20 protein-coding genes and 1 riboswitch are annotated in these 25130 nt (G+C 70.8%); of the genes, 12 read left to right on the top strand and 8 right to left on the bottom strand.

Going from position 1 to position 25130, the window contains the following annotated elements; all coding sequences use genetic code 11:
* The coding region (locus tag QQ657_RS25680) for a cupin domain-containing protein (RefSeq protein WP_284744797.1) at positions 1 to 810 on the bottom strand (810 nt) is incomplete at its 3' end.
* An 82-nt stretch (positions 811 to 892) separates the two neighbouring features.
* Here QQ657_RS25680 and QQ657_RS25675 point away from each other — a divergent pair.
* Positions 893 to 1297, top strand: coding sequence for a pyridoxamine 5'-phosphate oxidase family protein (locus tag QQ657_RS25675; protein ID WP_284744796.1), 405 nt, complete (start codon positions 893 to 895; stop codon positions 1295 to 1297).
* 38 nt (positions 1298 to 1335) lie between these two features.
* Here the strand turns inward: QQ657_RS25675 and metE are convergent, their stop codons facing one another.
* The 6 genes from metE to QQ657_RS25645 form a co-directional block, all read right to left on the bottom strand.
* On the bottom strand, positions 1336 to 3573 hold the full coding sequence (gene metE, locus QQ657_RS25670) for a 5-methyltetrahydropteroyltriglutamate--homocysteine S-methyltransferase (protein ID WP_284744795.1): 2238 nt from the start codon (positions 3571 to 3573) through the stop codon (positions 1336 to 1338).
* Positions 3574 to 3672: 99 nt separating this feature from the next.
* Positions 3673 to 3875, bottom strand: a riboswitch (cobalamin riboswitch).
* Positions 3876 to 3878: 3 nt separating this feature from the next.
* A complete protein-coding gene (locus QQ657_RS25665) occupies positions 3879 to 4790 on the bottom strand; it encodes an alpha/beta hydrolase (RefSeq protein ID WP_284744794.1) in 912 nt (303 codons plus the stop codon).
* 185 nt (positions 4791 to 4975) lie between these two features.
* On the bottom strand, positions 4976 to 6049 hold the full coding sequence (locus QQ657_RS25660) for a ribonucleotide-diphosphate reductase subunit beta (protein ID WP_284744793.1): 1074 nt from the start codon (positions 6047 to 6049) through the stop codon (positions 4976 to 4978).
* 13 nt (positions 6050 to 6062) lie between these two features.
* Positions 6063 to 8978, bottom strand: coding sequence for a ribonucleoside-diphosphate reductase subunit alpha (locus QQ657_RS25655; RefSeq protein ID WP_284744792.1), 2916 nt, complete (start codon positions 8976 to 8978; stop codon positions 6063 to 6065).
* Positions 8979 to 9383: 405 nt separating this feature from the next.
* A complete protein-coding gene (locus tag QQ657_RS25650) occupies positions 9384 to 9983 on the bottom strand; it encodes an acetoacetate decarboxylase family protein (protein WP_284744791.1) in 600 nt (199 codons plus the stop codon).
* Positions 9980 to 10819 (bottom strand): enoyl-CoA hydratase-related protein, encoded by an 840-nt coding sequence (locus tag QQ657_RS25645; protein ID WP_284744790.1) that lies wholly within the window; start codon positions 10817 to 10819, stop codon positions 9980 to 9982. Before QQ657_RS25645 ends, QQ657_RS25650 begins: the two co-directional genes overlap by 4 nt.
* 141 nt (positions 10820 to 10960) lie before the next feature.
* Between QQ657_RS25645 and QQ657_RS25640 the strand changes: the two genes are divergently transcribed.
* From QQ657_RS25640 to QQ657_RS25605, 8 genes are read left to right on the top strand one after another with little or no spacing between them, the layout of a single operon-like run.
* Positions 10961 to 11752, top strand: a complete 792-nt coding sequence (locus QQ657_RS25640) for a TIGR03084 family metal-binding protein (RefSeq protein WP_284744789.1) — start codon at positions 10961 to 10963, stop codon at positions 11750 to 11752.
* Entirely contained in the window at positions 11749 to 13437 is a 1689-nt protein-coding gene (locus QQ657_RS25635; protein ID WP_284744788.1) for an acyclic terpene utilization AtuA family protein, read from the top strand. The genes QQ657_RS25640 and QQ657_RS25635 overlap by 4 nt, the downstream gene beginning before the upstream one ends.
* Entirely contained in the window at positions 13434 to 14582 is a 1149-nt protein-coding gene (locus QQ657_RS25630) for an acyl-CoA dehydrogenase family protein (RefSeq protein WP_284744787.1), read from the top strand. Before QQ657_RS25635 ends, QQ657_RS25630 begins: the two co-directional genes overlap by 4 nt.
* Positions 14579 to 16177: an acyl-CoA carboxylase subunit beta gene (locus tag QQ657_RS25625; protein ID WP_284744786.1), complete on the top strand. Its 1599-nt coding sequence runs from the start codon at positions 14579 to 14581 to the stop codon at positions 16175 to 16177. Before QQ657_RS25630 ends, QQ657_RS25625 begins: the two co-directional genes overlap by 4 nt.
* Before the next feature lie 7 nt (positions 16178 to 16184).
* Positions 16185 to 18134, top strand: coding sequence for an acetyl/propionyl/methylcrotonyl-CoA carboxylase subunit alpha (locus tag QQ657_RS25620; RefSeq protein ID WP_284744785.1), 1950 nt, complete (start codon positions 16185 to 16187; stop codon positions 18132 to 18134).
* Entirely contained in the window at positions 18131 to 19297 is a 1167-nt protein-coding gene (locus QQ657_RS25615) for an acyl-CoA dehydrogenase family protein (protein WP_284744784.1), read from the top strand. The genes QQ657_RS25620 and QQ657_RS25615 overlap by 4 nt, the downstream gene beginning before the upstream one ends.
* A 10-nt stretch (positions 19298 to 19307) precedes the next feature.
* Positions 19308 to 20141 (top strand): SDR family oxidoreductase, encoded by an 834-nt coding sequence (locus QQ657_RS25610; protein ID WP_284744783.1) that lies wholly within the window; start codon positions 19308 to 19310, stop codon positions 20139 to 20141.
* Entirely contained in the window at positions 20138 to 20734 is a 597-nt protein-coding gene (locus tag QQ657_RS25605; RefSeq protein ID WP_284744782.1) for a TetR/AcrR family transcriptional regulator, read from the top strand. Before QQ657_RS25610 ends, QQ657_RS25605 begins: the two co-directional genes overlap by 4 nt.
* Here the strand turns inward: QQ657_RS25605 and QQ657_RS25600 are convergent.
* Positions 20661 to 21533 (bottom strand): helix-turn-helix transcriptional regulator, encoded by an 873-nt coding sequence (locus QQ657_RS25600; RefSeq protein WP_284744781.1) that lies wholly within the window; start codon positions 21531 to 21533, stop codon positions 20661 to 20663. The genes QQ657_RS25605 and QQ657_RS25600 overlap by 74 nt on opposite strands.
* A gap of 115 nt (positions 21534 to 21648) precedes the next feature.
* Between QQ657_RS25600 and QQ657_RS25595 the strand changes: the two genes are divergently transcribed.
* From QQ657_RS25595 to murJ, 3 genes are all read left to right on the top strand, one after another.
* Positions 21649 to 22689 (top strand): aldo/keto reductase, encoded by a 1041-nt coding sequence (locus QQ657_RS25595; RefSeq protein ID WP_284744780.1) that lies wholly within the window; start codon positions 21649 to 21651, stop codon positions 22687 to 22689.
* A gap of 236 nt (positions 22690 to 22925) precedes the next feature.
* Complete coding sequence (locus QQ657_RS25590) at positions 22926 to 23183, top strand: hypothetical protein (protein ID WP_284744779.1); 258 nt, start codon at positions 22926 to 22928, stop codon at positions 23181 to 23183.
* Between the two features lie 86 nt (positions 23184 to 23269).
* Complete coding sequence (murJ, locus tag QQ657_RS25585; protein ID WP_284744778.1) at positions 23270 to 25051, top strand: murein biosynthesis integral membrane protein MurJ; 1782 nt, start codon at positions 23270 to 23272, stop codon at positions 25049 to 25051.
* Positions 25052 to 25130: the final 79 nt, after the last annotated feature.

Raw genomic sequence — 25130 nt, 5'->3', positions numbered from 1 at the left:
CCTGCCGGGGTGGGTCTTTCGGGGGCGCCCCCCCCGCGGGGGCCCGGGGCCCCCCACCGGGGGGGGTTTGGGGTCGCCGCGGGGGGGCCCCGCGCGGGGGGCGCCCCCCCGCTTGGCCAGCGTCGACCGCGACACGCCGGTGCGGCCGGCCAGCGACCCGACCGTCCACGGCGCCGCCGGCTCGGCGTGCAGGAGGCGCAGCGCGTGGCCGACCACCGGGTCGCGCTGGGCGGTCCACCAGGCCGGGGGTTCGCCGCCCGGCCGGTCGAACCACTCGCGCAGCGTGCAGACCAGCATCCAGTCGAGCAGCCGGTCGAGCACCACCTGCTGCCCGGGCGCGTCGACGGCGACCTCGGCGGCGAGGTGGTCCAGCACGGCGTCGCCCGTGCCGCCACCGGCGACGCGCAGGACGGTGGGCAGCGCGTCCAGCAGCCGCGCGCCGATCTCGCCGCGCACCGGGTAGGCGCCGACGATCAGCGTCGTCGCGCCGTCGCCGGGGTCGTGCCAGCCACGCCGGTGCCGCGTCCCGCCTTCTTCGGGCGTCGCGCAGTGCTCGCCGCAGGAGACCGGCTCGGCCGGTGTGCCGACCTCGTCGACGAAGGAAAAAGTGCCGGGCCCGCGCACGACGACCGTGTCGTAGGCGTTCAGCGGCTCGGGCTCGCCGTGGTCCGGCACGACCCAGCCGCCGCCGTCGAGGACGGTGCACAGGGTCAGCGGCGCGCCGTCGACGAAGTGCAGCGCCCAAGGCGCGGAGAGGGCCGAGCTGCCGAACAGCGAGCCGTGCGCCCGCAGGTCACCGAACGCGTCCACGTCCCCGAGGTTAGACGATCATGCAGGCATTCCGGGGTCTTGCCCATGGGATCGTCCGAGCCGGTCGGGTTGACTCGACGGCATGACCGCGTTGACCGAACACGACCTCGAGTTCCTCCGCCGGCCCCTGCACGGGTTCCTGACCGTGGCCGGCGGCCAGCCCCGCCCGGTGTGGTTCGAGGCGGCCGCCGACCGCACGCTCCAGCTGTTCACCGAGCCGGACGCGCCCAAGGTGCGGCGCCTGCGCCGCGACGCCCGTGCCTCTCTGGTGGTCGCCGCGCCGGTGGGGGAGCGCGAACGGTGGGTTTCGGTCGCCGGCCGCGTCACGGTGGAAGAAGGCGGCGCGCACGACCTGGCGTCCCGGCTGGCCGCGCGGTACTGGGATCTCGACGATCCGGCCCGTGCCGCGGACCTCGCCGGAATCCTGGCGGTGGACCAGGTCCGGCTGGTGCTCCACCCGGAAACCGTGCGCCGCTACGCGTACTGAACGGCCCCGGGCGGATGCTCCCGCCCGGGGCTCCGGCCTCAGTCCAGCTCGGCGCGCACCTCCCGGGCCGCCGCCACCAGGTTCCGCAGCGCCGGCTCGACCTCCGCGTACCCCCGCGTCTTCAGCCCGCAGTCCGGGTTCACCCACACCCGCGAAGCCGGCACCGCACCCACCGCCGTCCGCAGCAGACCGGCCACCTCGGCCGACGACGGCACCCGCGGCGAGTGGATGTCGTACACCCCCGGCCCGACACCGCGGCCGAAGCCACCCTCGTTCAGGTCCGTGAGCACCTCCATCTTCGACCGCGCCGCCTCGATCGACGTGACGTCCGCGTCCAGCGCGTCGATCGCCGGCAGCACTTCGCCGAACTCCGAGTAGCACATGTGCGTGTGGATCTGCGTCGCGTCGGCGATGCCGGACGTCGCCAGCCGGAACGCCGACACCGCCCAGTCGAAGTACGCCTGCTGCGCGCGGGCGCGCAGCGGCAGCAGTTCCCGCAGCGCCGGCTCGTCGACCTGGACGACGCGGATGCCCGCCGCCTCCAGGTCGTGCACCTCGTCGCGGATCGCCAGCGCCACCTGCCGCGCCGTCTCGCCGAGCGGCTGGTCGTCGCGGACGAACGACCACGCCAGGATCGTCACCGGGCCGGTCAGCATGCCCTTGACCGGCTTCGCGGTCAGGCTCTGGGCGTAGCGCGCCCACTCGACTGTCATCGGCGCCGGCCGCGAGACGTCGCCGTAGAGGATCGGCGGCCGGACGCAGCGGGAGCCGTAGGACTGGACCCAGCCGTGCGCGGTCGCGGCGAACCCGGTCAGCTGCTCGGCGAAGTACTGCACCATGTCGTTGCGCTCGGGCTCGCCGTGCACGAGGACGTCGAGTCCCAGCTCCTCCTGCAGCCGGATGACGCGCTCGACCTCGGCCCGCATCGCGGCGGCGTAGCCCGCGTCGTCGAGGGTCCCGGCGCGGTGCGCGGCCCGCGCGCGCCGGACGTCCAGGGTCTGCGGGAACGATCCGATCGTCGTGGTCGGCAGCGGCGGCAGCCCGAGTTCTGCCTGCGCCGCCGCGCGTTCCGCGTACGGCGCCCGGGCGACGTCCGGAAGCGTGGCCAGCCGCTCGCGGACGCCGGAATCGGCCAGCTCGGCCGCCGAGGCCCGGTCCGCGACCGCGGCCCGCGCGGCGGTCAGGTCCGGGGACTCGCCCCGCAGAGCGCGCCCGAGCAGCACGACCTCGTCGACCTTCTGCCGCGCGAACGAAAGCCAGCTCGCGAGCCGCGGGTGCAGGTCTTCCCGGGCAACGTCGTAGGGCACGTGCAGCAGCGAGCACGACGTCGACACGCTGACGGACTTCGCGACGCCGAGCAGGGTCGCGGCCCGGCTCAGCGCGCGCTGCGGGTCGGTCCGCCAGACGTTGCGCCCGTCGACGACCCCGGCCAGCACCTCTTTGTCCCGCAACGCTGGTTCGGCCGCCACGGCGTCCACAAAGGACTCATCGGAGACCAGGTCGACGGCCAGCGCGTCGATGGGGGAGCGGGCCAGCACGCCGAGCCCGCGGCCCAAGCCGCCGAAGTACCCGGCGACCAGCAGCTTCGGCCGCGCGGTCACCTTGCCGAGCCGGTGGTACGCGCGGATCAGCGCGTTCAGCTCGGCCTCGGTGCGGTCGGCGGCGAACGCGGGCTCGTCGAGCTGCACCCACTCGACGCCCTCGTCGTGCAGCTGCGCCAGCAGGTCGGCGTAGCGGGGGAGGAGCGCGTCGAGCAGGTCCAGGGGGTCGTACCCGCCGGTGCCCTTGCTGAGCAGCAGGAACGTCACCGGCCCGACGAGCACCGGCCGCGTCTCGATGCCGAGCGCGCGGGCCTCCCGGTACTCGTCGAGGGGCTTGGTCCCGGCGAGGGTGAACTCGGTGTCCGGGCCCAGTTCCGGGACGAGGTAGTGGTAGTTGGTGTCGAACCACTTGGTCATCTCGAGCGCCGGTGCGTCCTGGACGCCTCGCGCGGCGGCGAAGTACGTGTCGAGCGGTGAAAGACCCGGGCGTGCGGGCAGCGCGCCGAACAGCTCGGCGGTGTCGAGCACGTGGTCGTAGTGCGAGAACGTGTTGGAGGGGATGGAATCCAGGCCGGCGTCCCGCAGGTCGAGCCAGGTCCGCTGACGCAGTTCCCGCCCGACGGCCAGCAACGCGGCCTCGTCGATCTTGCCCGCCCAGTAGCGCTCCAGGGCGCGCTTGAGCTCCCGGTCCGGGCCGATCCGGGGGCAGCCCAGCACAGTGGTGCCGATGGTCACAAGCTCTCTCCTCGCGAGCTGGTCCGAAGAGTCCGGACGCGCGCGAAGGCGAGCGTTTCGGTCGTGCCCATCCCGCGAGGCCCGGACTCGCGCACGCCGTCGGCGCGCGCACCACGGGCAGGTCTTCGGACTCGTGGGCGCCGTGCCTTCGCCTACCGGCCGTCGCTTCCCAGGCTCGCGCCCAGTGCTTCGTTGACGGCTTTCGTTCCCACTCACCGCTGCGGGGCAGTCCCGGATTCGCACCGGGTTCCCTGTTGCCTCCCCGGGGCGAACCCCGGGGAACCAGTGGCGGGTCCGAGTCTAGGTCACTTGTCCAGCGTGACGGCGAAGTAATCGGTGAGCTTGCCGACAGCGAGGTCGATGTACTCGCGCTTGTCGTAGAGGTCGACGTGGCTCGCGCCCTTGATCCAGTGGATCTCCGCGGGGCCGGTGGCGCGCCGGTGGGCTTCCAGCCCCATCCAGGCGGTGACGGCGCGCTCGCCGAGGATCTGCAGGATCGGGCGCGGGCCGATCAGCGGCACGGCGTGGAAGACGTCGCTGGAAGCCATCTTGTCGACGCTGTCCCAGGTGAGGAACTTCGCCGAGCGTTCGTGGTAGCCGCGGGCGCCGCAGTAGTACTCCCAGCCCTCGATGCCGTGTTCGCCGCCGAGCGCGCCGGCCTGTTCGGCGGTCTCCGGGAACATGGTGAGCACGCCGGGGTCCTCGCCCCGGGCGGCGGCCGTGCGTGCCTGCGCGGCGGCGTCGAGCAGGCCCTGGAAGACGGCCGGGTCCTGGGTGCCGTCGGCGCCGTGGCGGAACTGGCGGGCGGGCTCGGCGGTGCACACGGTCGCGACGGCCTTGACCCGGTGATCACCGCCGGCGGCGGCCAGCGAGTAACCGCCGGAGGCGCAGATGCCGAGCAGCCCGATCCGGCCGGAGTCGACCTCGGGCCGGGTGGTGAGGAACGAGACGGCGGCCTTGAAGTCTTCGATCCGCTGGGCGGGATCTTCCAGGCCGCGCGGCAGGCCGCCGGACTCGCCCTGGTGGGCGGCGTCGAAGGCGAGGGTGACGAAGCCCCGCTCGGCCATCAGGCGTGCGTAGGTCCCCGAGGTCTGCTCCTTGACGCCGGTGCCGGGGTGGCCGACGACGAGGGCAGCGCCGTTGGCGTCGTCGGGAATGTAGAGGTGGGCGGCGATGTCGATGCCGGCGCTGGTGAAGGTGACGCTGGTCCTGGCCATGAGAACTCTCCCTCGTCGGTGGTGTCTCCACCTTCGACCCGGGACCTTGCGGCGGAAAAGACGAGAGTTCCTGCCTGGGAAGGATCCTGCCCCCGCACGCGGGCGCCCGTACGCCATGAAGGGCACCCTCATGGCTCTTATGTCCATGAGGGTGCCCTTCATGACCAACCCTGGTCGGCGAGGGATCAGTCCCAGTCGAGGGCGCCGCCCGACTGGTACTCGATGACGCGGGTCTCGAAGAAGTTCTTCTCCTTCTTCAGGTCCATCGCCTCGGACATCCACGGGAACGGGTTCTCGGTCTCGCCGAAGATCGGCTGGAGGCCGATCTGCTGCGCGCGCCGGTCGGTGATGAAGTGCATGTACTGCTCGCACAGCTGCGCCGACAGGCCGAGCATGCCGCGGGGCATCGTGTCGCGCGCGTACTTGACCTCGAGCTCGCACGCGTCCTTCAGCATCCCGCGGACCTCTTCCTGGAACTCGGGCGTCCACAGGTGCGGGTTCTCGATCTTGATCTGGTTGATGCAGTCGATGCCGAAGTTCAGGTGGATCGACTCGTCGCGCAGGATGTACTGGTACTGCTCGGCGATGCCGACCATCTTGTTCCGGCGGCCCAGCGACAGGATCTGCGCGAAGCCGGTGTAGAACCACATGCCCTCGAAGATCACGTAGAACGCGACGAGGTCACGCAGGAACGCCGTGTCGGCCTCCGGTGTCCCGGTCTTGAAGTCCGGGTCCTCCAGGTGCTGCGTGTACTTCAGCGCCCACGCGTCCTTGTCCGAAATGGACGGGACCTCGCGGTACATGTTGAACAGCTCGCCCTCGACCAGGCCGAGGCTCTCGCAGATGTACTGGAAGGTGTGCGTGTGCACGGCTTCCTCGAACGCCTGGCGCAGCAGGTACTGGCGGCACTCGGGGTTGGTGATCTGCCGGTACACCGCGAGCACGATGTTGTTGGCCACCAGGGACTCCGCGGTCGCGAAGAAGCCCAGGTTGCGCTTGAGCATCTGCCGCTCGTCCTCGGTGAGGCCGTCCTTCGACTTCCACAGCGCGATGTCGGCCTGCATGGCGACCTCGGTCGGCATCCAGTGGTTGTTGCAGCCGGCCAGGTACTTTTCCCAGGCCCACGTGTACTTCATCGGCAGCAGCTGGTTGACGTCGGCGCGCGCGTTGATCATGCGCTTGTCGTCGACGTTGATCCGGGCGGCGCCGACCTCGATCTCCCCGAGGCCGGTCGCGTCCGTGGTCTCCACGTTGGTCATGTTCCAGGGTTCCTTACTGGCAGGATTCGCAGTCGGGGTCGTCGATGCGGCAGGCGGCGCCCTCGGTGGCGACGAAGTCCACGTCGGTCTTCGGCATCTCCTTCGGCTCCGGCGCGGTCACCGGCACGGCCGGGACCGAAGCCGACGGCGCCGGGGCGGCCGCGGGCGCCGCCGGGGCCGGGGTGGCCGAGACGGCGTTCAGCTTGCCGTCGGTGCCGCGCAGGGTGCTCTTCTCCACGTGCGTCGCGGACTGCGCCCGCAGGTAGTACGTGGTCTTGAGGCCCTTGTGCCACGCGTAGCGGTACAGCTCGTCGAGCTTGCGGCCGCTCGGCGCCGCGATGTAGAGGTTCAGCGACTGCGCCTGGTCGATCCACTTCTGGCGCACCGAACCGGCGTCGACGATCCACTTCGACTCGATCTCGAACGCCGTCGCGTACAGCGCCTTCAGGTCGTCCGGCACGCGGTCGATCCGGCCGAGGCTGCCGTCGAAGTACTTGAGGTCGCTGACCATGACCTCGTCCCACAGGCCGCGGGCCTTGAGGCTCTTGACCAGGTGCGGGTTGACCACGGTGAAGTCGCCGGACATGTTCGACTTGACGAACAGGTTCTGGAACAGCGGCTCGATCGACTGCCCGACGCCGGAGATGTTGGAGATCGTCGCGGTCGGCGCGATCGCCATCACGTTGGAGTTGCGCATGCCGACGGTCTTGACGCGCTCGCGCAGCGGCGCCCAGTCCAAAGTGGACGACAGGTCGACGTCGAGGCCGTCACCGCGGCGCGCGTCGATGAGCAGCTGCATCGAGTCGATCGGCAGGATGCCCTTGCTCCACAGCGATCCCTCGAACGACTGGTACTGCCCGCGCTCCTCGGCGAGGTCGGTCGACGCCGAGATCGCGTAGTAGGAGAGGTGCTCCATGGAGACGTCGGCGAACTTGACGGCCTCGTCGGAGGCGAACGGGACGCCGATCTCGAACAGCGCGTCCTGGAAGCCCATGATGCCCAGGCCGACCGGGCGGTGGCGCAGGTTGGAGCGGCGCGCCTCCGGGATCGTGTAGAAGTTGATGTCGATCACGTTGTCCAGCATGCGGACGGCCGTGCGCACGGTCTTCTCGAGGCGCTTCGTGTCCAGGCCCTCGGGCGTGACGTGCTTGAGCAGGTTCACCGAGCCGAGGTTGCAGACCGCGACCTCGTCGGTGGTGGTGTTCAGCGTGATCTCGGTGCACAGGTTGGACGAGTGCACGACGCCGACGTGCTGCTGCGGCGAGCGCAGGTTGCACGGGTCCTTGAACGTGATCCACGGGTGGCCGGTCTCGAACAGCATGGTCAGCATGCGGCGCCACAGCTCCACCGCGCGGATCCGGCGGAACACCTTGATCTCGCCGCGGTCGGCCATCGCCTCGTACTCGCGGTAGCGGGCGGAGAACTCGTTGCCGTAGAGGTCGTGCAGGTCCGGGGTCTCGTTCGGCGAGAACAGCGTCCACTCGGCGTTGGCCTCGACGCGGCGGAGGAACTCGTCCGGCACCCAGTTCGCGGTGTTCATGTCGTGGGTGCGCCGGCGGTCGTCACCGGTGTTCTTGCGCAGGTCGAGGAACTCCTCGATGTCCACGTGCCAGGTCTCGAGGTACGCGCAGGCCGCGCCCTTGCGCTTGCCGCCCTGGTTGACCGCGACGGCGGTGTCGTTGGCGATCTTGAGGAACGGCACGACGCCCTGCGACTGGCCGTTGGTGCCCTTGATGTGGGCGCCGAGGCCGCGGACCGGGGTCCAGTCGTTGCCGAGGCCGCCCGAGTACTTGGCCAGCAGCGCGTTGTTCTTGTAGGCCTGGAAGATCGAGTCCAGGTCGTCGTCCACCGTGGTCAGGAAGCAGGACGACAGCTGCGCGCGGGTGGTGCCCGAGTTGAACAGCGTCGGGGTCGAGGCCATGAAGTGGAACGTCGAGAGCAGCTCGTAGAACTCGATGGCGCGCGCTTCGCGGTCGTCCTCGCGGATCGCCAGGCCCATCGCGACGCGCATGAAGAACGCCTGCGGCAGCTCGAAGCGGGTGCCGTCGTGGTGCTGGAAGTACCGGTCGTAGAGCGTCTGCAGGCCGAGGAAGCCGAAGTCGAGGTCACGCTTGGCGTTGATGGCCGCGGTGATCTTGTCCAGGTCGAAGGACAGCAGCTCGCCGTCGACCAGCTCCAGCTCGACCGCACGGCGCAGGTAGGCGCGGAAGTACGCGGGGTACTCGGTCGCCATCTCGTCCTGGCTGGCCAGGCGCGGCTTCTTCGCGAGGTAGCTCAGGGCCTCGCCGCGCAGCTTGTCCAGCAGCAGGCGGGCGGAGACGTAGGAGTAGTTCGGCTCCTGCTCGACCAGCACGCGGGCGGCCAGGACCTGGGCCAGGGCCAGCTCGTCGGCGCTGATGCCGTCGTAGAGGTTGCGCTTGGCCTCGGCCAGCACCGGCTCGGCGCTGACGTCTTCGAGCCCGGCGACGGCCTCGCCCACGACGTGGGAAACGCGGGCCCAGTCGAGCGGGCGCAGGACGCCGTCGGTGCCCTTGACGTTGAGCGCGACCTCGGTGGCGGCCGGCTTGACGGCCTCGCGGGCCTTGCTGCGCTCGTCGCGGTAGAGGACGTACGCGCGGGCGACCTTGTGGTGCTCACCGCGCATGAGAGCGAGCTCGACGATGTCCTGGATCTGCTCGATGTGCAGGGCGGTCTCGGGACCGGCGTGGCGCAGCAGGGTGGTCTCGACCTGCTGGGTCAGCTCCGCGACGACGTGGTGCACGCGGGAGGACGCGGCGGCGTCGCCACCCTCGACCGCGAGGAACGCCTTGGTCAGCGCGACCGAGATCTTCCCGGCGTCGAACGGCGACACGCTGCCGTCCCGCCGGATGACCCGGATCGCGGTGGGTGTGTCGGCAGCGGACGGCCGCTGACCGGTTTCGACTGACATGCGTGTCTCCACTGGGCTCTCGAAAAAATGGGCGCGTTGGATCGCCGCACGGCCTCGCGAGGCCGTGCGCTGCAGGTTCTTCAAAGCTGCCCGGCAGTACTCTGCAGCGGTCTCCCCGTCGCTGGGCGTTGCCGGTCACCAGAGACTACATGTAGGGGTCGATGTGCGCGCGGGACCCCAGATGGCGTGTCGCGAGCTCACCCTGCCGGGTTACGTGATCACCCAGAGGCGCAGTTCAGGAGGCGGGTCGAGGGCCTCGCGAGTAGGTTCCGAGGTCGCCGCGAGGAGGGTGGACCACGGGGGCCCGGTGGTCCGGTCGGGAACCCGGGCGCGGCGATGTCTTGAATGAGTCATTCAGGACGTCCGAAGACCTGAATGACTCATTCAAGACGTTTGGTCAGGTGCTCAGGCGCCGAAGCGAAGCTCGGAGGCGGGCAGCTCCAGGCTCGTCACCGGGCGTCGGCCGTCCAGGTAGGACAGGGGGCCGCGGGGGTTGAAGCTCCAGTCCGCCGACGCCGGGCGTGGGCTGATCTTCGCCCCGACGGGAGTGCGCAGGAGGCCGTCGCGTTCCTGGACCACCTCGAACGACGTCGGGAGGCGAACCGGCAGCCCCGCCCGGCGCCGGAAGGCCGCCGTCGCGATCCAGTCCTCTGTCGTGGCCGCGGTCGCCGTGAAGGTGCGGCCGCTCGTGAAGTCCAGCGTTGCCAGGTCCTTCGGGATCGCCCACAGCTCGCGGCCGCCCGCCAGGGACGCCTCGCTGTCGACCCAGATCTCGGTGATCGAGCACGACACCCGGCGGCCCTTGACCGCCACCGCCGCCAGTAGTTCGTGGTAGGCGAGCTGCCCGGGCGGGGTGTAGTCGATCCAGGCCGTGAACACCGACGCGTGCCCGGCGATCACCAGCGGTTCGGCGGCCACCGTGGGCAGGTCCGCGGCCGGCACGCGCCAGATCGACACCCGCGCGTCGGCGGTCAGGTTCCAGGGCTGCGGCGGGTAGAGGCTCATTCGTCCAACCAGGGGAGATACGGGGGCAGGTCCTTCTCGACGCGCATGCTCCACGACGGTGGCCGTTTCTGGAGGAACGACATGACCCCTTCGACAGCGTCCGGGTTCGCGCCGAGCCCGCCGATCAGCCGGGAGTCGAGTTCGTGCACCGGGAACGGCGAATCGGCGCTCGCCATCCGGTAGAGCAGCTGCCGGGTCACCGCGACCGACACCGGGGCCGTGTTCGCGATGATCTCGCCGGCCAGCCGGTACGCCTCGTCCAGCACGGTCCCGGCCGGGAACACCTTGTGCACCAGGCCCTTTTCGAGGGCTTCCGCCGCGGGGAAGACGCGGCCGCTGATCATCCAATCGAGTGCGGTGCCCATCCCGACGAGCCGGGGGAGGAACCACGCCGACGCGCCTTCGGGGTAGATGCCGCGCCGCGTGAACACGAAGCCGAACCGGGAGTCCTCCGAGGCGAGGCGGTAGTCGCAGGGGAGCGTGATCGTGCTTCCCGCGCCGACGGCCGCGCCGCGCAGGGCCGCGATCACCGGCTTGTTCATCGTGAAGATCCGCTTCGAGCACCGGCCGGCGGGTTCCTGCCACGCCGCGTCCGGGCCCGTCGCCGGGTCGAAGTCGAAGCCGCCCTGCGACAGGTCGGCGCCGACGCAGAAGTCCTTGCCCGCCCCGGTCAGCACGACGACGCGGACGTCCTCGTCGCGGTCCGCGCGGTCCATCGCGGCGCCGAGCTCGTCGGCCATCCGGATCGTGTAGCCGTTGCGCGCCGCGGGGCGGTTCAGCGTCACCGTGGCGATCCGGTCCGCGACGGCGTAGGTGATCTCGGCGTAGTCGGCCATGCTTAGGAAAGTATTGCAGTCCGCCACTACTGGCAAGATGTCAATAGTGTGTCCGCAGCGTCCGGTGCGAAACAATCAGGCGTGCTTGATTTTTCCGGCGGCCGGTGCGACGCTGGGCGGCAGGACGCAAGGAGGCGGCGGATGGCGGATCTCGGCGTGATCCTCGGGGATCTCGACGCGGAGACACGGACGATCGACGACGTGGTGGCGGACCTGCCCGCGTCCGACTGGGCGCGCGCGACGCCTGCCGAGGGGTGGACGATCGCGCACACCATCGCCCACCTGGCCTGGACCGACCGCAAGGCCTTCATCGCGGCGGCCCACCCGGAGGACTGGCAGGCCGAGGTCGAGGAGCTCCTCAAGGTGGGGGAGACCTACGTCGACGACGGCGCCGCGGCCGGGGCGGAGCGGCCGCCGCTCGAGATCCTCGAAGACTGGCGCGCCGGCCGGGCCGCGCTAGCCGGGGCCCTCGCCGCGGTGCCGGACGGGCAGAAGCTGCCCTGGTACGGCCCGCCGATGAGCGCGGCCTCCATGGTCACCGCCCGCCTGATGGAGACCTGGGCGCACGGCCAGGACATCTTCGACGCGCTCGGCCTGGCCCGCGAGCCGACCGCGCGGCTGTGGCACATCGCCCGCTTCGGCACCCGCACCCGCGACTTCGCCTACCTGCTCAACTCGCTGGCGCCGCCGGCGGAGGAGTTCCGCGTCGAGCTGGCCGCGCCCGACGGCTCCACCTGGGCGTTCGGCCCCGAAGACGCCGAACAGAAGCTCACCGGCAGCGCGGTGGACTTCTGCCTGGTCGTCACCCAGCGGCGGCACCCGGCCGACACGGACCTGGTCGCGCACGGCGCCGACGTCGAGGAGTGGCTGACCATCGCGCAGGCCTTCGCCGGTCCTCCCGGGGAAGGCCGGAAGCCGGGGCAGTTCGCATGACCTACCGCATCGGCAACGCTTCGGGCTTCTACGGCGACCGCTTCTCGGCCGTCCGCGAGATGCTCACCGGCGGCCCGCTCGACGTCCTGACCGGCGACTACCTGGCCGAGCTGACCATGCTCATCCTCGGCCGCGACCGGATGAAGGACGCGAACCGCGGCTACGCCAAGACGTTCCTGCGCCAGATGGAAGAAAACCTCGGGCTGGCGGGGGAAAAGGGCGTCAAGATCGTCGCCAACGCGGGCGGGCTCAACCCCGCCGGCCTGGCCGACGCCCTGCGCGAACTGGCGGCGAAGCTCGGGCTCGACGTCAAGATCGCGCACGTCGAAGGCGACGACCTGGTCGCCCGCGCCGACGAACTGAGTCTCGGGAAACCGTTGACCGCCAACGCCTACCTCGGTGCCTGGGGCATCGTGGAGTGCCTCAACGCGGGTGCGGACGTCGTCGTCACCGGGCGGGTCACCGACGCCTCGGTGATCGTCGGCCCGGCGGCCGCGCACTACGGCTGGGCCCGCGACGACTTCGACGCCCTCGCTGGCGCGGTCGCCGCCGGGCACGTCATCGAGTGCGGCGCCCAGGCCACCGGCGGGAACTACGCCTTCTTCACCGAGCACTCCCTGGGCGTGCCCGGCTTCCCGATCGCCGAGATCGAGGCCGACGGCTCCAGCGTCATCACCAAGCACCCGGGCACCGGGGGAGTGGTGAACACCGGCACGGTCAAAGCGCAGCTGCTGTACGAGATCACCGGCGCGCGCTACGCCGGGCCGGACGTCACGACCCGGTTCGACACGCTCTCGCTGACCGAAGACGGCCCCGGCCGCGTCCGCATCTCCGGCGTCCGCGGGGAAGCTCCGCCGCCGACCCTGAAGGTCGCGCTCAACACCCTCGGCGGGTTCCGCAACGAGACGACGTTCGTCCTCACCGGACTCGACATCGAGGCGAAAGCCGCGCTGGTGCGCGAACAACTCGAAGCAGCGCTGAAGGATCGCCCGCCCGCCGACGTCAAGTGGACACTGGCCCGCACCGACCACGCGGACGCCGAAACCGAGCAGACCGCGAGCGCCCTGCTGCACGTCGCCGTCAAGGACGCCGACCCCAAGGTCGCCGGGCGCGCGTTCACCGGGGCCGCCGTCGAGCTGGCGCTGGCCAGCTACCCCGGGTTCCACGTCACCGCGCCACCGTCCGACGCCTCGCCTTACGGCGTCTACACCGCGGCCTATGTGGACGCCGGGCAGGTCCCGCACGTCGCCGTGCTGCCGGACGGGATGCGTGTCGACATAGCGCCTTCAGTGTCCACTCTGGACTTGTCCGAAGTGGACGAGCCCGCGCTGCCCGAGCCCGTCGACCACGGGCCCGTGCGCCGGGTGCCCTTAGGCACGATCGCCGGCGCCCGCAGCGGCGACAAGGGCGGCAACGCCAACCTCGGCGTCTGGGTGCGTTCGGAAGAGGCCTGGCGGTGGCTGGTGCACCGGCTGACCGTCGCCGAGTTCAAGCTGCTGCTGCCCGAGACCGCCGGCCTGCCGGTGACGCGTTACCTGCTGCCGAACCTGTGGGCGATGAACTTCGTCGTCGAGGGGATCCTCGGCGAGGGCGTCGCGTCGCAGGCGCGGTTCGACCCGCAGGCCAAGGCCTTCGGCGAGTGGCTGCGGTCCCGTGAGATCGACATCCCCGAGGTGCTCCTGTGACCGATCCGTTCCGGACGCCCGAGCGGGCCGAGCTGCGCAAGACCGTGCGCCGGTTCGTCGAGCAGGAGGTCTTGCCGCACCTCGACGACTGGGAACGCGCCGGCGAGCTGCCGCGCGACCTGCACCGCAAGGCCGGGGACCTCGGCCTGCTCGGGGTCGCGTTCCCCGAGGAGATCGGCGGGGGTGACGGCAACTACCTCGACGCGCTCGTCGTCGCCGAGGAAATGCACTACGCCGGCGGCTCCGGCGGGCTGTTCGCGTCGCTGTTCACCTGCGGCATCGCCGTCCCGCACATCGCCGAGGCGAACGACCCGGTCCAGATCGAACGCTGGGTGCGCCCGACCCTCGCCGGGGACAAGATCGGTTCGCTCGCCGTCACCGAGCCCGACGGTGGCTCCGACGTCGCCGGGATCCGGACCACGGCCGTGCGCGAGGGCGACGAGTACGTCATCAACGGCGCCAAGACCTACATCACCTCCGGCTGCCGCGCGGACTTCGTCACGACCGTCGTGCGCACCGGCGGCGACGGCGCGCACGGGCTTTCGCTGATCGTCGTCGAACGCGGGACGCCCGGGTTCACCGTGTCGCGCAAGCTCGAGAAGATGGGCTGGCTCTGCTCCGACACCGCCGAACTGTCCTACGTGGACGTCCGGGTGCCGGTGGAGAACCTGGTGGGTGCCGAGAACAGCGGCTTCGCGCAGGTGGCCACCCAGTTCGTCACCGAACGGCTTTCGCTGGCCGTGCAGGCGTACTCCCACGCCCAGCGCGCGCTCGACCTGACGCTGGACTGGTGCCGGCTGCGCGAGACGTTCGGCCGCCCGCTCATCTCGCGGCAGGTCGTGCAGCACAAGCTGACCGAGATGGCGCGCAAGACCGACGTCGCGCGCACCTACGCCCGGCAGGCCGCGATCCGGCACGTCTCGGGCGAGGAGGTCATCGCCGAGGCCTGCTTCGCCAAGAACACCGCCGTCGAGGCCGCCGAGTGGGTGGTGAACGAGGCCGTCCAGCTGCACGGCGGGCTCGGCTACATGCGCGAGGCCGAAGTGGAGCGCCACTACCGCGACGTCCGGATCCTCGGCATCGGCGGCGGCACCAACGAGATCCTCACCGGCTTGGCCGCGAAGCGATTGGGATACACTTCATGACCGCTCTGAGGTCCACAGTGGACACGCGGGCCGCCGAGTTCGGCGCCAACCGCGAGGCGATGCTGGAGAAGCTCGCCGAGATCGACACCGAGCAGGCCAAGGCCGTGGCCGGTGGCGGCGAGAAGTACGTCGAGCGCCACCGCAAGCGCGGCAAGCTCTTGGCCCGCGAACGGATCGAGCTGCTGCTCGACGAGGACTCGCCGTTCCTGGAGCTTTCGCCGCTGGCCGCGTGGGGCACCGACTACCGCGTCGGCGCGAGCCTGGTGACCGGCATCGGGGTCGTCGAAGGCGTCGAGTGCCTGATCTCGGCGAGCGACCCGACGGTCAAGGGCGGCGCCAGCAACCCGTGGACCACCAAGAAGAGCTTCCGGGCGGCGGACATCGCCGCGCAGAACCGGCTGCCGTCGATCAACCTCGTCGAGTCGGGCGGCGCGGACCTGCCGACGCAGAAGGAGATCTTCATCCCCGGCGGCCGGATCTTCCGGGACATCACGCGCGCGTCGGCCGCGGGCTGTCCGACGGTCGCGCTGGTCTTCGGCAACTCCACCGCCGGTGGCGCGTACCTGCCGGGCATGTCGGACTACGTCGTGATGGTCAAGGAACGCGCCAAGGTGTTCCTCGGCGGGCCGCCGCTGGTCAAGATGGCCACCGGCGAGGAGTCCGACGACGAGTCGCTCGGCGGCGCCGAGATGCACGCGCGGACGTCGGGTCTGGCGGACTACCTGGCCGTCGACGAGCAGGACGCGATCCGCTTGGGCCGCAACATCATCAAGCGGCTCAACTGGACGAAGCAGGGGCCGACGCCGAAGCCGGACTACGCCGAGCCGCTGTACGACACCGAGGACCTGCTCGGCATCGTGCCGACCGACCTCAAGGTGCCGTTCGACCCGCGCGAGGTCATCGCCCGCGTCGTCGACGGCTCCGACTTCGACGAGTTCAAGCCGCTGTACGGCTCTTCGCTCGTGACGGGCTGGGCGAGCATCCACGGCTACCCGGTCGGCGTGCTGGCCAACGCCCAGGGCGTGCTGTTCGGCGAGGAGTCGCAGAAGGCCGCGCAGTTCATCCAGCTGGCCAACCAGATCCACACGCCGCTGGTGTTCCTGCACAACACGACCGGTTACATGGTCGGCAAGGAGTACGAGCAGAGCGGCATCATCAAGCACGGCGCGATGATGATCAACGCCGTGTCGAACTCGAAGGTGCCGCACCTGTCCGTCCTGATGGGAGCGTCCTACGGCGCCGGGCACTACGGCATGTGCGGCCGTGCCTACGATCCCCGGTTCCTGTTCGCCTGGCCGAGCGCGAAGTCCGCGGTGATGGGCCCGGCGCAGCTGGCCGGCGTGCTGTCCATCGTGGCCCGTGCTGCCGCCGAGAGCCGTGGCCAGGAGTACAACGAGGAGCACGACAAGGCCATGCGCGCCATGGTGGAAGGCCAGATCGAGGCCGAGTCGATGCCGATGTTCCTCTCCGGCATGCTCTACGACGATGGCATCATCGACCCGCGCGACACCCGCACCGTGCTGGGGCTGAGCCTGTCCGCGATCCACAATGGACCAGTGAAGGGCGCCGAGGGCTTCGGCGTCTTCCGGATGTGAGTGAGCGATGATCCAGAACCTGCTGGTCGCCAACCGCGGCGAGATCGCCCGCCGCGTGTTCCGCAGCTGCCGTGACGCCGGGATCGGCACGGTGGCGGTGTTCTCCGACGCCGATGCCTCCGCGCCGCACACCTTGGAGGCCGACGCAGCTGTCCGGCTTCCCGGTAACGCACCGTCCGAGACGTACCTGCGTGCCGAACTGCTGGTGAAGGCCGCGGCCGACACCGGCGCCGACGCCGTCCACCCCGGCTACGGCTTCCTGTCCGAGAACGCCGCGTTCGCCCGCGCCGTGCTCGACGCCGGGCTGACCTGGGTCGGGCCGCCGCCGGAGGCCATCGAGACCATGGGCTCCAAAGTGGAGTCCAAACGGCTGATGGCCGCCGCCGGTGTGCCGGTGCTGTCCGAACTGGACCCGGATCAGGTCACCCAGGACGATCTTCCGCTCCTGGTCAAAGCTTCCGCGGGCGGTGGTGGACGCGGAATGCGCGTGGTCCGGTCGCTGGGCGAGCTGGCCGAGGCGGTTGAAGGTGCCAGCGCGGAGGCCGGGTCGGCGTTCGGCGACCCGACCGTGTTCTGCGAGCGGTACCTGGAGACCGGGCGCCACATCGAGGTCCAGGTCCTGGCCGACCGGCACGGCACGGTGTGGGCGGTGGGGGAGCGGGAGTGCTCCATCCAGCGCCGGCACCAGAAGGTCGTCGAGGAGGCACCCTCGCCGTTTGTCGATGAAGCGATGCGCGAGGAGCTGTTCGACGCCGCGCGCAAGGCCGCCAAGGCGATCGACTACGTCGGCGCGGGCACGGTCGAGTTCCTCGCCGGGCCCGACGGCCGGTTCTACTTCCTCGAGATGAACACCCGGCTGCAGGTCGAGCACCCGGTCACCGAGAACGTCACGGGGCTGGATCTGGTCGCGTTGCAACTGCGCGTCGCCGAGGGGGAGCGGCTGCCCGCCGACCCGCCGCCGACCGTCGGCCACTCCATCGAGGTCCGGCTCTACGCCGAAGACCCGGCGGCGGGCTGGCAGCCGCAGAGCGGCACGCTGCACACGTTCGAAGTACCCGACGTCGACCGTGCGTTCACCCAAGGCGCCGGGCTGCGGCTCGACTCCGGGTTCGAGAGCGGGTCCGTGGTGGGCGTCCACTACGACCCGATGCTCGCCAAGGTGATCACCTGGGCCCCGACCCGCGCAGAGGCCGCCCGCCGGCTCGCCAAGGCTTTGGCGGCGTCGAAGATCCACGGCGTCGTCACCAACCGCGACCTCCTGGTGAACATCCTGCGGCACGAGGCGTTCCTGGCCGGGGAGACGGACACCGCGTTCTTCGACCGGCACGGCCTGGACACCCTGGCCGCGCCGCTGGCCACTGTGGACACCGAGCGCGTCTCGGCCCTGGCCGCGGCACTCGCGGACGCGGCGGGCAACCGCGTGTCGGCGACCACGCAGGGCCGGCTGCCCAGCGGCTGGCGCAACGTCCGCTCGGCCGGGCAGCGCAAGCTCTTCTCCGTCGGGGACCGCGAGTACGAGGTGGTCTACTCGCTGACCCGCGACGGCCTGAAAGCCGACGGTCACGACGCCGAACTGGTCACCGCCGAGCCCGGCCGGGTCGTCCTGGACGTCGCCGGAGTGCGGCGCACCTTCGACGTCGCCCGCCACGACGGAGTGTCCTACGTGGACTCCGCACTCGGCTCGGTGGCGCTGGCCGCGGCACCGCGGTTCGCCGACCCGGACGCGGCGCTCGCGGCAGGCTCGCTGGTCGCGCCGATGCCGGGCACCGTCGTCCGGCTCGCCGTGCAGGCCGGGGACCCGGTCAAGGCCGGTGACCCGTTGCTGTGGCTCGAAGCGATGAAGATGGAACACCGGATCGCTGCCCCCGCCGACGGCGTGGTGACGGAACTGCCGGTGACGGTTGGACAACAGGTCGAAGTGGGCACGATCCTCGCGGTGGTGGGAGAAGCAGAATGAACGCGATGAACTTCATCGAGCCGGAAGAGCGGATCGCGCTCCGCAAGGCCGTCGCCGAGCTCGGCGCCAAGTACGGGCACGAGTACTACGCGCGCAAGGCCCGCGCGGACGAGAAGACCCACGAGCTGTGGGACGAGGCCGGCCGGCTGGGCTACCTCGGCGTCAACATCCCCGAGGAGTACGGCGGCGGGGGCGCGGGCATCGCCGACCTCGCCGCGGTGCTCGAAGAGCTGGCCGCCGCGGGTTCGCCGCTGCTGCTCATGGTCGTCTCGCCGGCCATCTGCGGCACCGTGATCTCCCGCTTCGGCACCGAAGAGCAGAAGAAGCAGTGGCTGCCGGGCATCGCCGACGGCAGCAAGCGGATGGTCTTCGCGATCACCGAGCCGGACGCCGGGTCGAACTCGCACAAGATCACCACCACCGCCAAGCGCGACGGCGACGGCTGGGTCCTCAGTGGACGCAAGGTCTACATTTCCGGGGTCGACGAGGCGGACGCGGTACTCGTCGTCGGCCGCATGGAGGACTCCAAGACCGGCAAGCTCAAGCCCGCGCTGTTCATCCTGCCGACCGGCACCGACGGCTTCGAGTACACCAAGATCCCGATGGACATCATCGCGCCGGAGAACCAGTTCTCGCTGTTCCTCGACGACGTCAAGCTCCCGGCCGAGGCTCTGGTCGGCGAGGAGGACGCGGCGATCGCGCAGCTGTTCGCCGGGCTCAACCCGGAACGCATCATGGGTGCGTCGTTCTCCCTCGGCATCGCCCGCTACGCATTGAGCAAGGCCGTCTCCTACGCCAACCAGCGCCAGGTCTGGGGCACCCCGATCGGCGCCCACCAGGGCCTCGCGCACCCGCTGGCCGAGATCAAGGTCGAGCTGGAGCTGGCCAAGCTGATGACGCAGAAGGCGGCGTCGCTCTACGACTCCGGCGACGACTTCGGCGCGGGGGAGTCGGCCAACATGGCGAAGTACGCCGCCGCCGAGGTCGCCATCCGCGCGACCGACCAGGCCGTCCAGACCCACGGCGGCAACGGCCTCGCCACCGAGTACGGCCTCGGCACGCTGGTCACGGCGGTGCGGCTCGGCCGGATCGCGCCGGTCAGCCGTGAGATGGTGCTCAACTTCGTCGGCCAGCACAGCCTCGGCCTGCCCAAGTCCTACTAGGAGGGTCGCCATGTCTACTTTGGACGGCAAGACCATCATCATGTCGGGCGGCAGCCGCGGCATCGGTGAAGCGATCGCGCTCCGGGCGGCCAAGGACGGCGCCAACGTCGCGCTGCTGGCCAAGACCGCCGAACCGCACCCGAAGCTGCCCGGCACGATCTACACCGCCGCGGAAGCGATCGAGAAGGCAGGCGGGCACGCGCTGCCGATCCTCGGCGACGTCCGTGACGACGACGGGGTCGCGGCCGCGGTGGCGAAGACCGTCGAGCAGTTCGGCGGCATCGACATCGTCGTGAACAACGCGAGCGCGATCGACCTGACGCCGACCGAGCAGGTCAGCATGAAGCGCTACGACCTCATGCAGGACATCAACGCGCGTGGCACGTTCCTGCTGTCCAAACTGGCCATCCCGCACCTGCGGCAGGGGATGAACCCGCACATCCTGACGCTGTCGCCGCCGATCAGCCTCGACGAGAAGTGGTTCACCGCCGGGCACCTCGCCTACAGCATCGCGAAGTACTCGATGAGCCTGGTGACCGTCGGCCTCGCGGCGGAACTCAAGAAGGACGGCGTCGCGGTCAACTCCCTGTGGCCGCGCACGACCATCGACACGGCGGCGATCCGCAACGTCGTCGGCGCCGAGCTGGCCGACCGCAGCCGCACGCCGGAGATCATGGCCGACGCCGCGTACGCGATCCTCACCAAGCCGAGCCGCGAGGCGACCGGCAACTTCTTCCTCGACGACGAAGTGCTGCGCGCGGAAGGCGTCACGGACTTCGCGAAGTACCGCATCGGGGGTTCGGAGGAAGACCTGCAGCTCGACTTCTGGGTCGATCCGGCTTGACCGGCGTCCGCGAACCCCAGCAGGAACGCAGCCGCACGACGCGGCGGCGGCTGATCGAGGCCGCGCTCGACAGCTTCGGCGAGCGCGGCTGGCACGGCGTCACGGTCGCCGTGATCGCCGAACGCGCGGGCGTCTCCCGGGGCGCCGCGCAGCACCACTTCCCGACGCGGGAGGACCTCGTCGCGGCGGCGGTCGACCTCCTGGGCGAGGCCCAGATCGACGAGCTGCGAGCCCAGGCCGCGGACCTCCCGAGCGGGGCGTCGCGCATCGAGCGCGTCGTCGAGATGGTGCTGAACCTCTACACCGGGCCGCTGTTCCGCGCGGCCCTGCAGCTGTGGTCGGTCGCGGCGACCGACGAGGCGCTGCGGGACGTGCTGGTACCGCTGGAAGCGCGGGTCGGGCGCGAGGCGCACCGCGTCACGGTGGAGCTTCTCGGCGTCGACGAGTCCCGGCCGGGCGTGCGGGAACTGGTCCAGGCCACCCTCGACCTCGCTCGTGGTCTGGGACTGGCGAACCTGCTCACGGACGACGCACGCCGGCGGCGGCAGATCGTGCGGGAGTGGGCGCGGACGCTGGAGCTGCGGCTCGGGTGAGCCGGTCCAGGGCCGCCTGGCTCCGCTCGTCCGCGGCCCGGTGGATCACCAGCAGCTGGTCGGGGTCCTGGACCGGCCGGAGCGTCTCGAACTGCACGGTGAGGACGCCGGCCTCGGGGTGCCGCACGACCTTGCGCCCGCGGCCGTTGACCTTGACGTCCTGTTCGGCCCACAGCCGCGCGAACTCCGCGTTTTCGGTGGTCAGTTCGGCGATGAGCCCGCTCAGCGCCCGGTCGTCCGGGTGCGCGGCCCACGCCGTGCGCAGGTGGGCGATCCCTTCCCGCACCACGCGTTCCCGGTCGAGGTAGAACTCGCGCACCCGCGGGTGCATCAGGCACAGCCACATCGCGTTGCGCCGCGCCGGCGGCAGTGTGCCGAAGTCCACCAGCAGCCTCGCCATCTCGGGGTTCCAGGCGAGGACGTCGTAGCGGTGGTTGAGGAGCATGGCCGGCAGCGGCGACAGGTCGGTGACCAGCCGGGCCAGCGGCGGCGTCGCGGTGGTGGCGAGCTCGTCGGGGGAACGTGGGCGCTGCCGGGTCAGATCGTAGAGATAGGCACGTTCGTCCGGGGCCAGCCGCAACGCCCCGGCCAGCGCTTCCACCACGTCCGCCGACGGCCGCAGTCCGCGGGCCTGCTCCAGCCGGACGACGTAGTCGACGCTGATCCCGGCCAGCTCGGCGACGTCTTCGCGGCGCAGCCCCGGCGTGCGCCGGCGCGGCGGCAGGCCGAAGTCCCGCGGGTCCAGGCGTTCCCGCCGGGTCCGCAGGAACGCGGCGAGCTCCGCGGTGGGGGTTGTCATGATCGGTGCAACCACCGAGGTGGGACTCGTGTTCCCAGGAAGTCCTTTCCCTTACCCCGGGCCGGCGGCGGCCGCAGACTCGCTGCCGGCACACCGGATCACAGGAGGACACCCCATGGCACTCACCCTCGACACCTACCGGCTGCTGGGCCGCTCCGGGCTGCGGGTTTCCCCGCTGGCGCTGGGCACGGCGACGTTCGGCACGGACTGGGGCTGGGGTGCGGAGAAGGCCGAAGCGCGCAAGCTGTTCGACACCTACGTCGAGCGCGGCGGCAACTTCATCGACACCGCCAACACCTACACGAACGGAAGTTCCGAGCGTCAGCTGGGCGAGTTCACCCGCGACAGCCGCGAGAGCCTGGTGCTGGCCACGAAGTACACGACACTGCGCCGGCCCGGCGACCCGAATTCCACGGGCTCGCACCGCAAGAGCCTCTTCGCGTCCGTGGAAGCCAGCCTGCGGCGGCTGAACACGGACTACCTCGACGTCCTCTACCTGCACGTGTGGGACTTCACGACCCCGGCCGAGGAGATCCTGCGCGGCCTGGACGACCTCGTCCGCCAGGGCAAGGTCCTGTACGTGGCGATGTCCAACGCGCCGGCTTGGGAGATCTCGCGCATGCAGGCGATCGCCGACCTGCGCGGCTGGTCACCGCTGGTCGGGCTGCAGGTCGAGTACAACCTGATCAACCGGGCCGCGGAACGCGACCTGATCCCGATGGCGCGGGCGATGGGCCTGGGGGTGACGCCGTATTCGCCGCTGGCGGGCGGGTTGCTGACCGGCAAGTACCGCGACGCTTCCCCCTCGGGTGCCCGGTCGAGCTTCAACGCCGGCCTGGGGATGGTCACCGAACGGAACCTCGCCATCGCCGACGTCGTCACGGAGGTCGCCACTGAGCTGGGCCGCACGCCCGCGCAGGTCGGATTGGCCTGGACCTTGCAGAACCCGGGCGTGACGGCCCCGATCATCGGCGCCCGGACGCCCGAGCAGCTGGAAGGGAATCTCGGCGCGCTGGAGGTCGAGTTCACCGAGGCGCAGCTGGTCCGGCTCGACGAAGCGAGTGCGATCGACCTCGGCTACCCGCACGACCTGCTCGCCGGCGACCACATCCGTGCGGTGACGCGAGGGGATTTGAAACTCGAAGCGCGCCGGTGACCGCCGGCGGCCGGACCGCTCGCCGTGCCCGCCGACCGGCTGAGCGGTCGGGTGCGGGGACGACACCGCCGGTCCGCCGTTCGGCCGCGACTCGCCGACGGCGGACAACCGGTCGGCGACACGCCGACCAATCCGGAACCGCAACCGGGTCCGAAGCGTCATAGTGGCGTAAGTAACACAATCGGCCCAATGGGCGAATGACTATTAGTAGTGGTTCTTCAGAGGAAGGCAGACCGGTGTCCGGTTCAGGAGTCGAGCTCACCCACCGCGCGATGGCGATGCTGAAGGCGGTGGCAGCAGGCCGGGCACAGATGTCGTGCAGCTGCGAGCCCGACCTCTTCATCGACGGATTCGCCTGTTGCGATCAGATGACGGCCCACGCGCTGGCCCACGGCGGCTACCTGCGCCCCACCGTCGAGGCCGCCACCGGGCGCGTTCCGGCCGAACTGACCGAAGCCGGCCGCGCCGCGCTGGAGATCACCGCCGCCGCCTGAGCACCTGCACGCGTGCTACGCAGCGTCGTGGCGTCGAACAGGTGTTCGGTATCCCGTGCGCGATCCCGACCTGGCAGGCTTGAGCCATGGCGGAACCCCCACCACCGGTGGACGACGAGGCGACGGTCTTCCTCCCCAGCGACCTGCGCGGCGCCCACTGGCCGACCCGCGACCCCGACGTCTCCCGGCGGCCCTACGACGAGTTCGCCACCCAGATCGTCGCGCGGCCGCCCGCCTCGCCGGTCTCCGCGGGTCGCGGGGAAGGCGCCGGCTCGTCGCTGGCCCGCTCGAGCGGCCGGATGGCCGTCGCCTCGACCGTCAGCCGGATCACCGGGTTCGTCGCGAAGCTGCTGCTGGCCGCCGTGGTCGGCACCCGGGTCGTCAACGACTCCTTCACCGTCGCGAACACCCTGCCCAACATCGTCTTCGAGCTGCTCTTCGGCGGCGTGCTCGCCAGCGTCGTCGTGCCGCTGCTCGTCCGCTCCCAGGACGACCCGGACGGCGGTCGCGCCTACACGCAGCGGCTGATCACGATGGGGCTGGTGCTGCTCACCGTCGGCACGGCCGTCGCGGTGGCGATCGCGCCGCTGTTCACCTCGCTCTACGTCGACAAATCGTCTCCGACCGCCAATCCGGGGCTCACGACCGCGCTCGCGTACCTGCTGCTGCCGCAGATCCTGTTCTACGGCCTCTTCGCACTGCTCTCGGCGATCCTCAACGCCCAGAACGTCTTCGGCCCGCCGGCCTGGGCGCCGGTGCTGAACAACGTCGTCGTCACCGCCACGCTCGTCGTGTTCGCCGTCGTGCCGGGGGAGCTGACGCTCGACCCGGTCCGGATGAGCGACCCGAAGCTGCTGGTCCTCGGCCTCGGCACCACGCTCGGCATCGTCGTGCAGGCGCTGGTGCTGATCCCCGCCCTGCGGCGCACCGGGTTCCGGTTCCGCTGGCGCTGGGGTTTCGACCCGCGGATCAAGGAGTTCGGCGGGCTCGCCGCGTGGATCCTCGGCTACGTCGTGGTCAGCCACGTCGGGTTCGTCGTCACGACCCGCGTGCTGACGTACGGGACCAGCGGCGGCGTCACCGCCTACAGCTACGCGTCCCTGCTCTTCCAGCTCCCGTACGGCATCCTCGGCGTCTCGCTGCTGACCGCGCTGATGCCGCGGATGAGCCGCGCCGCCGCGGACGGCGACACGGTCTCGCTCGTCGGCGACCTCTCGCTCGCCTCCCGCATCTCGACGGTCCTGTTCGTGCCGATCTCCGCCGTGCTGGCCGTGGTCGGCACACCCGTCGGCATCGCGATCTTCACCTGGGGCCGTGGCACCCTCGACGACGCCGAGCGGCTCGGCCAGACCCTGGCCGTCTCCGCGGTCGGGTTGCTGCCGTTCGCGCTGGTCATGTTGCAGCTGCGGGTGTTCTACGCGATGAAGGACGCCCGCACGCCCACGCTGATCATGCTCGTGATGACCGCCGTGAAGATCCCGCTGCTGCTGCTCTGCCGCGGCCTGCTCGACGGCGAGCACGTCGTCCTCGGCGTGATGCTCGTGAACGGCGCCGGGTTCGTCGTCGGCGCCGTCCTCGGCCAGGTCTGGCTTTGGGTCCGGCTCGGGCACCTGCGCAGCAAGCGATCGCTGCGGGTCGGGCTGATCACCCTCTCCGTCAGCGCCCTCGGCGTCGGGGCCGCGGTGCTCGCCGGCTTCGCCGTGCCCGGCTCGCTCGGCACGATCCCCGCCGCCTGGGTGAAACTTCCGGTCCAGACCTTGCTCGGGATGGCCGTCCCGTTCGGCTTGCTGGCGCTGTTGAGGCTCCCGGAGTTCACGCCGGTGACCCGGCGCGTGGGCGCTCTCCTGCGGCGACTCTCCCCTCGTTGACGACTACGGCCGGGAGCGCGATCCGGATGTCTCGAAACGGTAACGAGACCGCTGCGATCAGCGCGTTTACATTTCCCGC

Origin of the sequence: Amycolatopsis ponsaeliensis, from assembly GCF_030182635.1 — a bacterium.
Classification (GTDB): Bacteria; Actinomycetota; Actinomycetes; order Mycobacteriales; family Pseudonocardiaceae; genus Amycolatopsis; species Amycolatopsis ponsaeliensis.
Note: the sequence above shows the minus strand (reverse complement) of the source record. Positions and strands in the feature narration are given on the sequence as shown.

Excerpts from the sequence above, each read along its gene's own strand:
- QQ657_RS25645 (WP_284744790.1), bottom strand. The coding sequence starts at position 10,819 with ATGGCCGACTACGCCGAGATCACCTACGCCGTCGCGGACCGGATCGCC.
- QQ657_RS25660 (WP_284744793.1), bottom strand. The coding sequence starts at position 6,049 with ATGACCAACGTGGAGACCACGGACGCGACCGGCCTCGGGGAGATCGAG.
- QQ657_RS25595 (WP_284744780.1), top strand. The coding sequence starts at position 21,649 with ATGGCACTCACCCTCGACACCTACCGGCTGCTGGGCCGCTCCGGGCTG.
- QQ657_RS25625 (WP_284744786.1), top strand. The coding sequence starts at position 14,579 with ATGACCGCTCTGAGGTCCACAGTGGACACGCGGGCCGCCGAGTTCGGC.
- QQ657_RS25600 (WP_284744781.1), bottom strand. The coding sequence starts at position 21,533 with ATGACAACCCCCACCGCGGAGCTCGCCGCGTTCCTGCGGACCCGGCGG.
- QQ657_RS25615 (WP_284744784.1), top strand. The coding sequence starts at position 18,131 with ATGAACGCGATGAACTTCATCGAGCCGGAAGAGCGGATCGCGCTCCGC.
- QQ657_RS25655 (WP_284744792.1), bottom strand. The coding sequence starts at position 8,978 with ATGTCAGTCGAAACCGGTCAGCGGCCGTCCGCTGCCGACACACCCACC.
- QQ657_RS25640 (WP_284744789.1), top strand. The coding sequence starts at position 10,961 with ATGGCGGATCTCGGCGTGATCCTCGGGGATCTCGACGCGGAGACACGG.
- QQ657_RS25620 (WP_284744785.1), top strand. The coding sequence starts at position 16,185 with ATGATCCAGAACCTGCTGGTCGCCAACCGCGGCGAGATCGCCCGCCGC.
- QQ657_RS25635 (WP_284744788.1), top strand. The coding sequence starts at position 11,749 with ATGACCTACCGCATCGGCAACGCTTCGGGCTTCTACGGCGACCGCTTC.
- QQ657_RS25675 (WP_284744796.1), top strand. The coding sequence starts at position 893 with ATGACCGCGTTGACCGAACACGACCTCGAGTTCCTCCGCCGGCCCCTG.
- QQ657_RS25610 (WP_284744783.1), top strand. The coding sequence starts at position 19,308 with ATGTCTACTTTGGACGGCAAGACCATCATCATGTCGGGCGGCAGCCGC.
- QQ657_RS25665 (WP_284744794.1), bottom strand. The coding sequence starts at position 4,790 with ATGGCCAGGACCAGCGTCACCTTCACCAGCGCCGGCATCGACATCGCC.
- murJ (WP_284744778.1), top strand. The coding sequence starts at position 23,270 with ATGGCGGAACCCCCACCACCGGTGGACGACGAGGCGACGGTCTTCCTC.
- QQ657_RS25650 (WP_284744791.1), bottom strand. The coding sequence starts at position 9,983 with ATGAGCCTCTACCCGCCGCAGCCCTGGAACCTGACCGCCGACGCGCGG.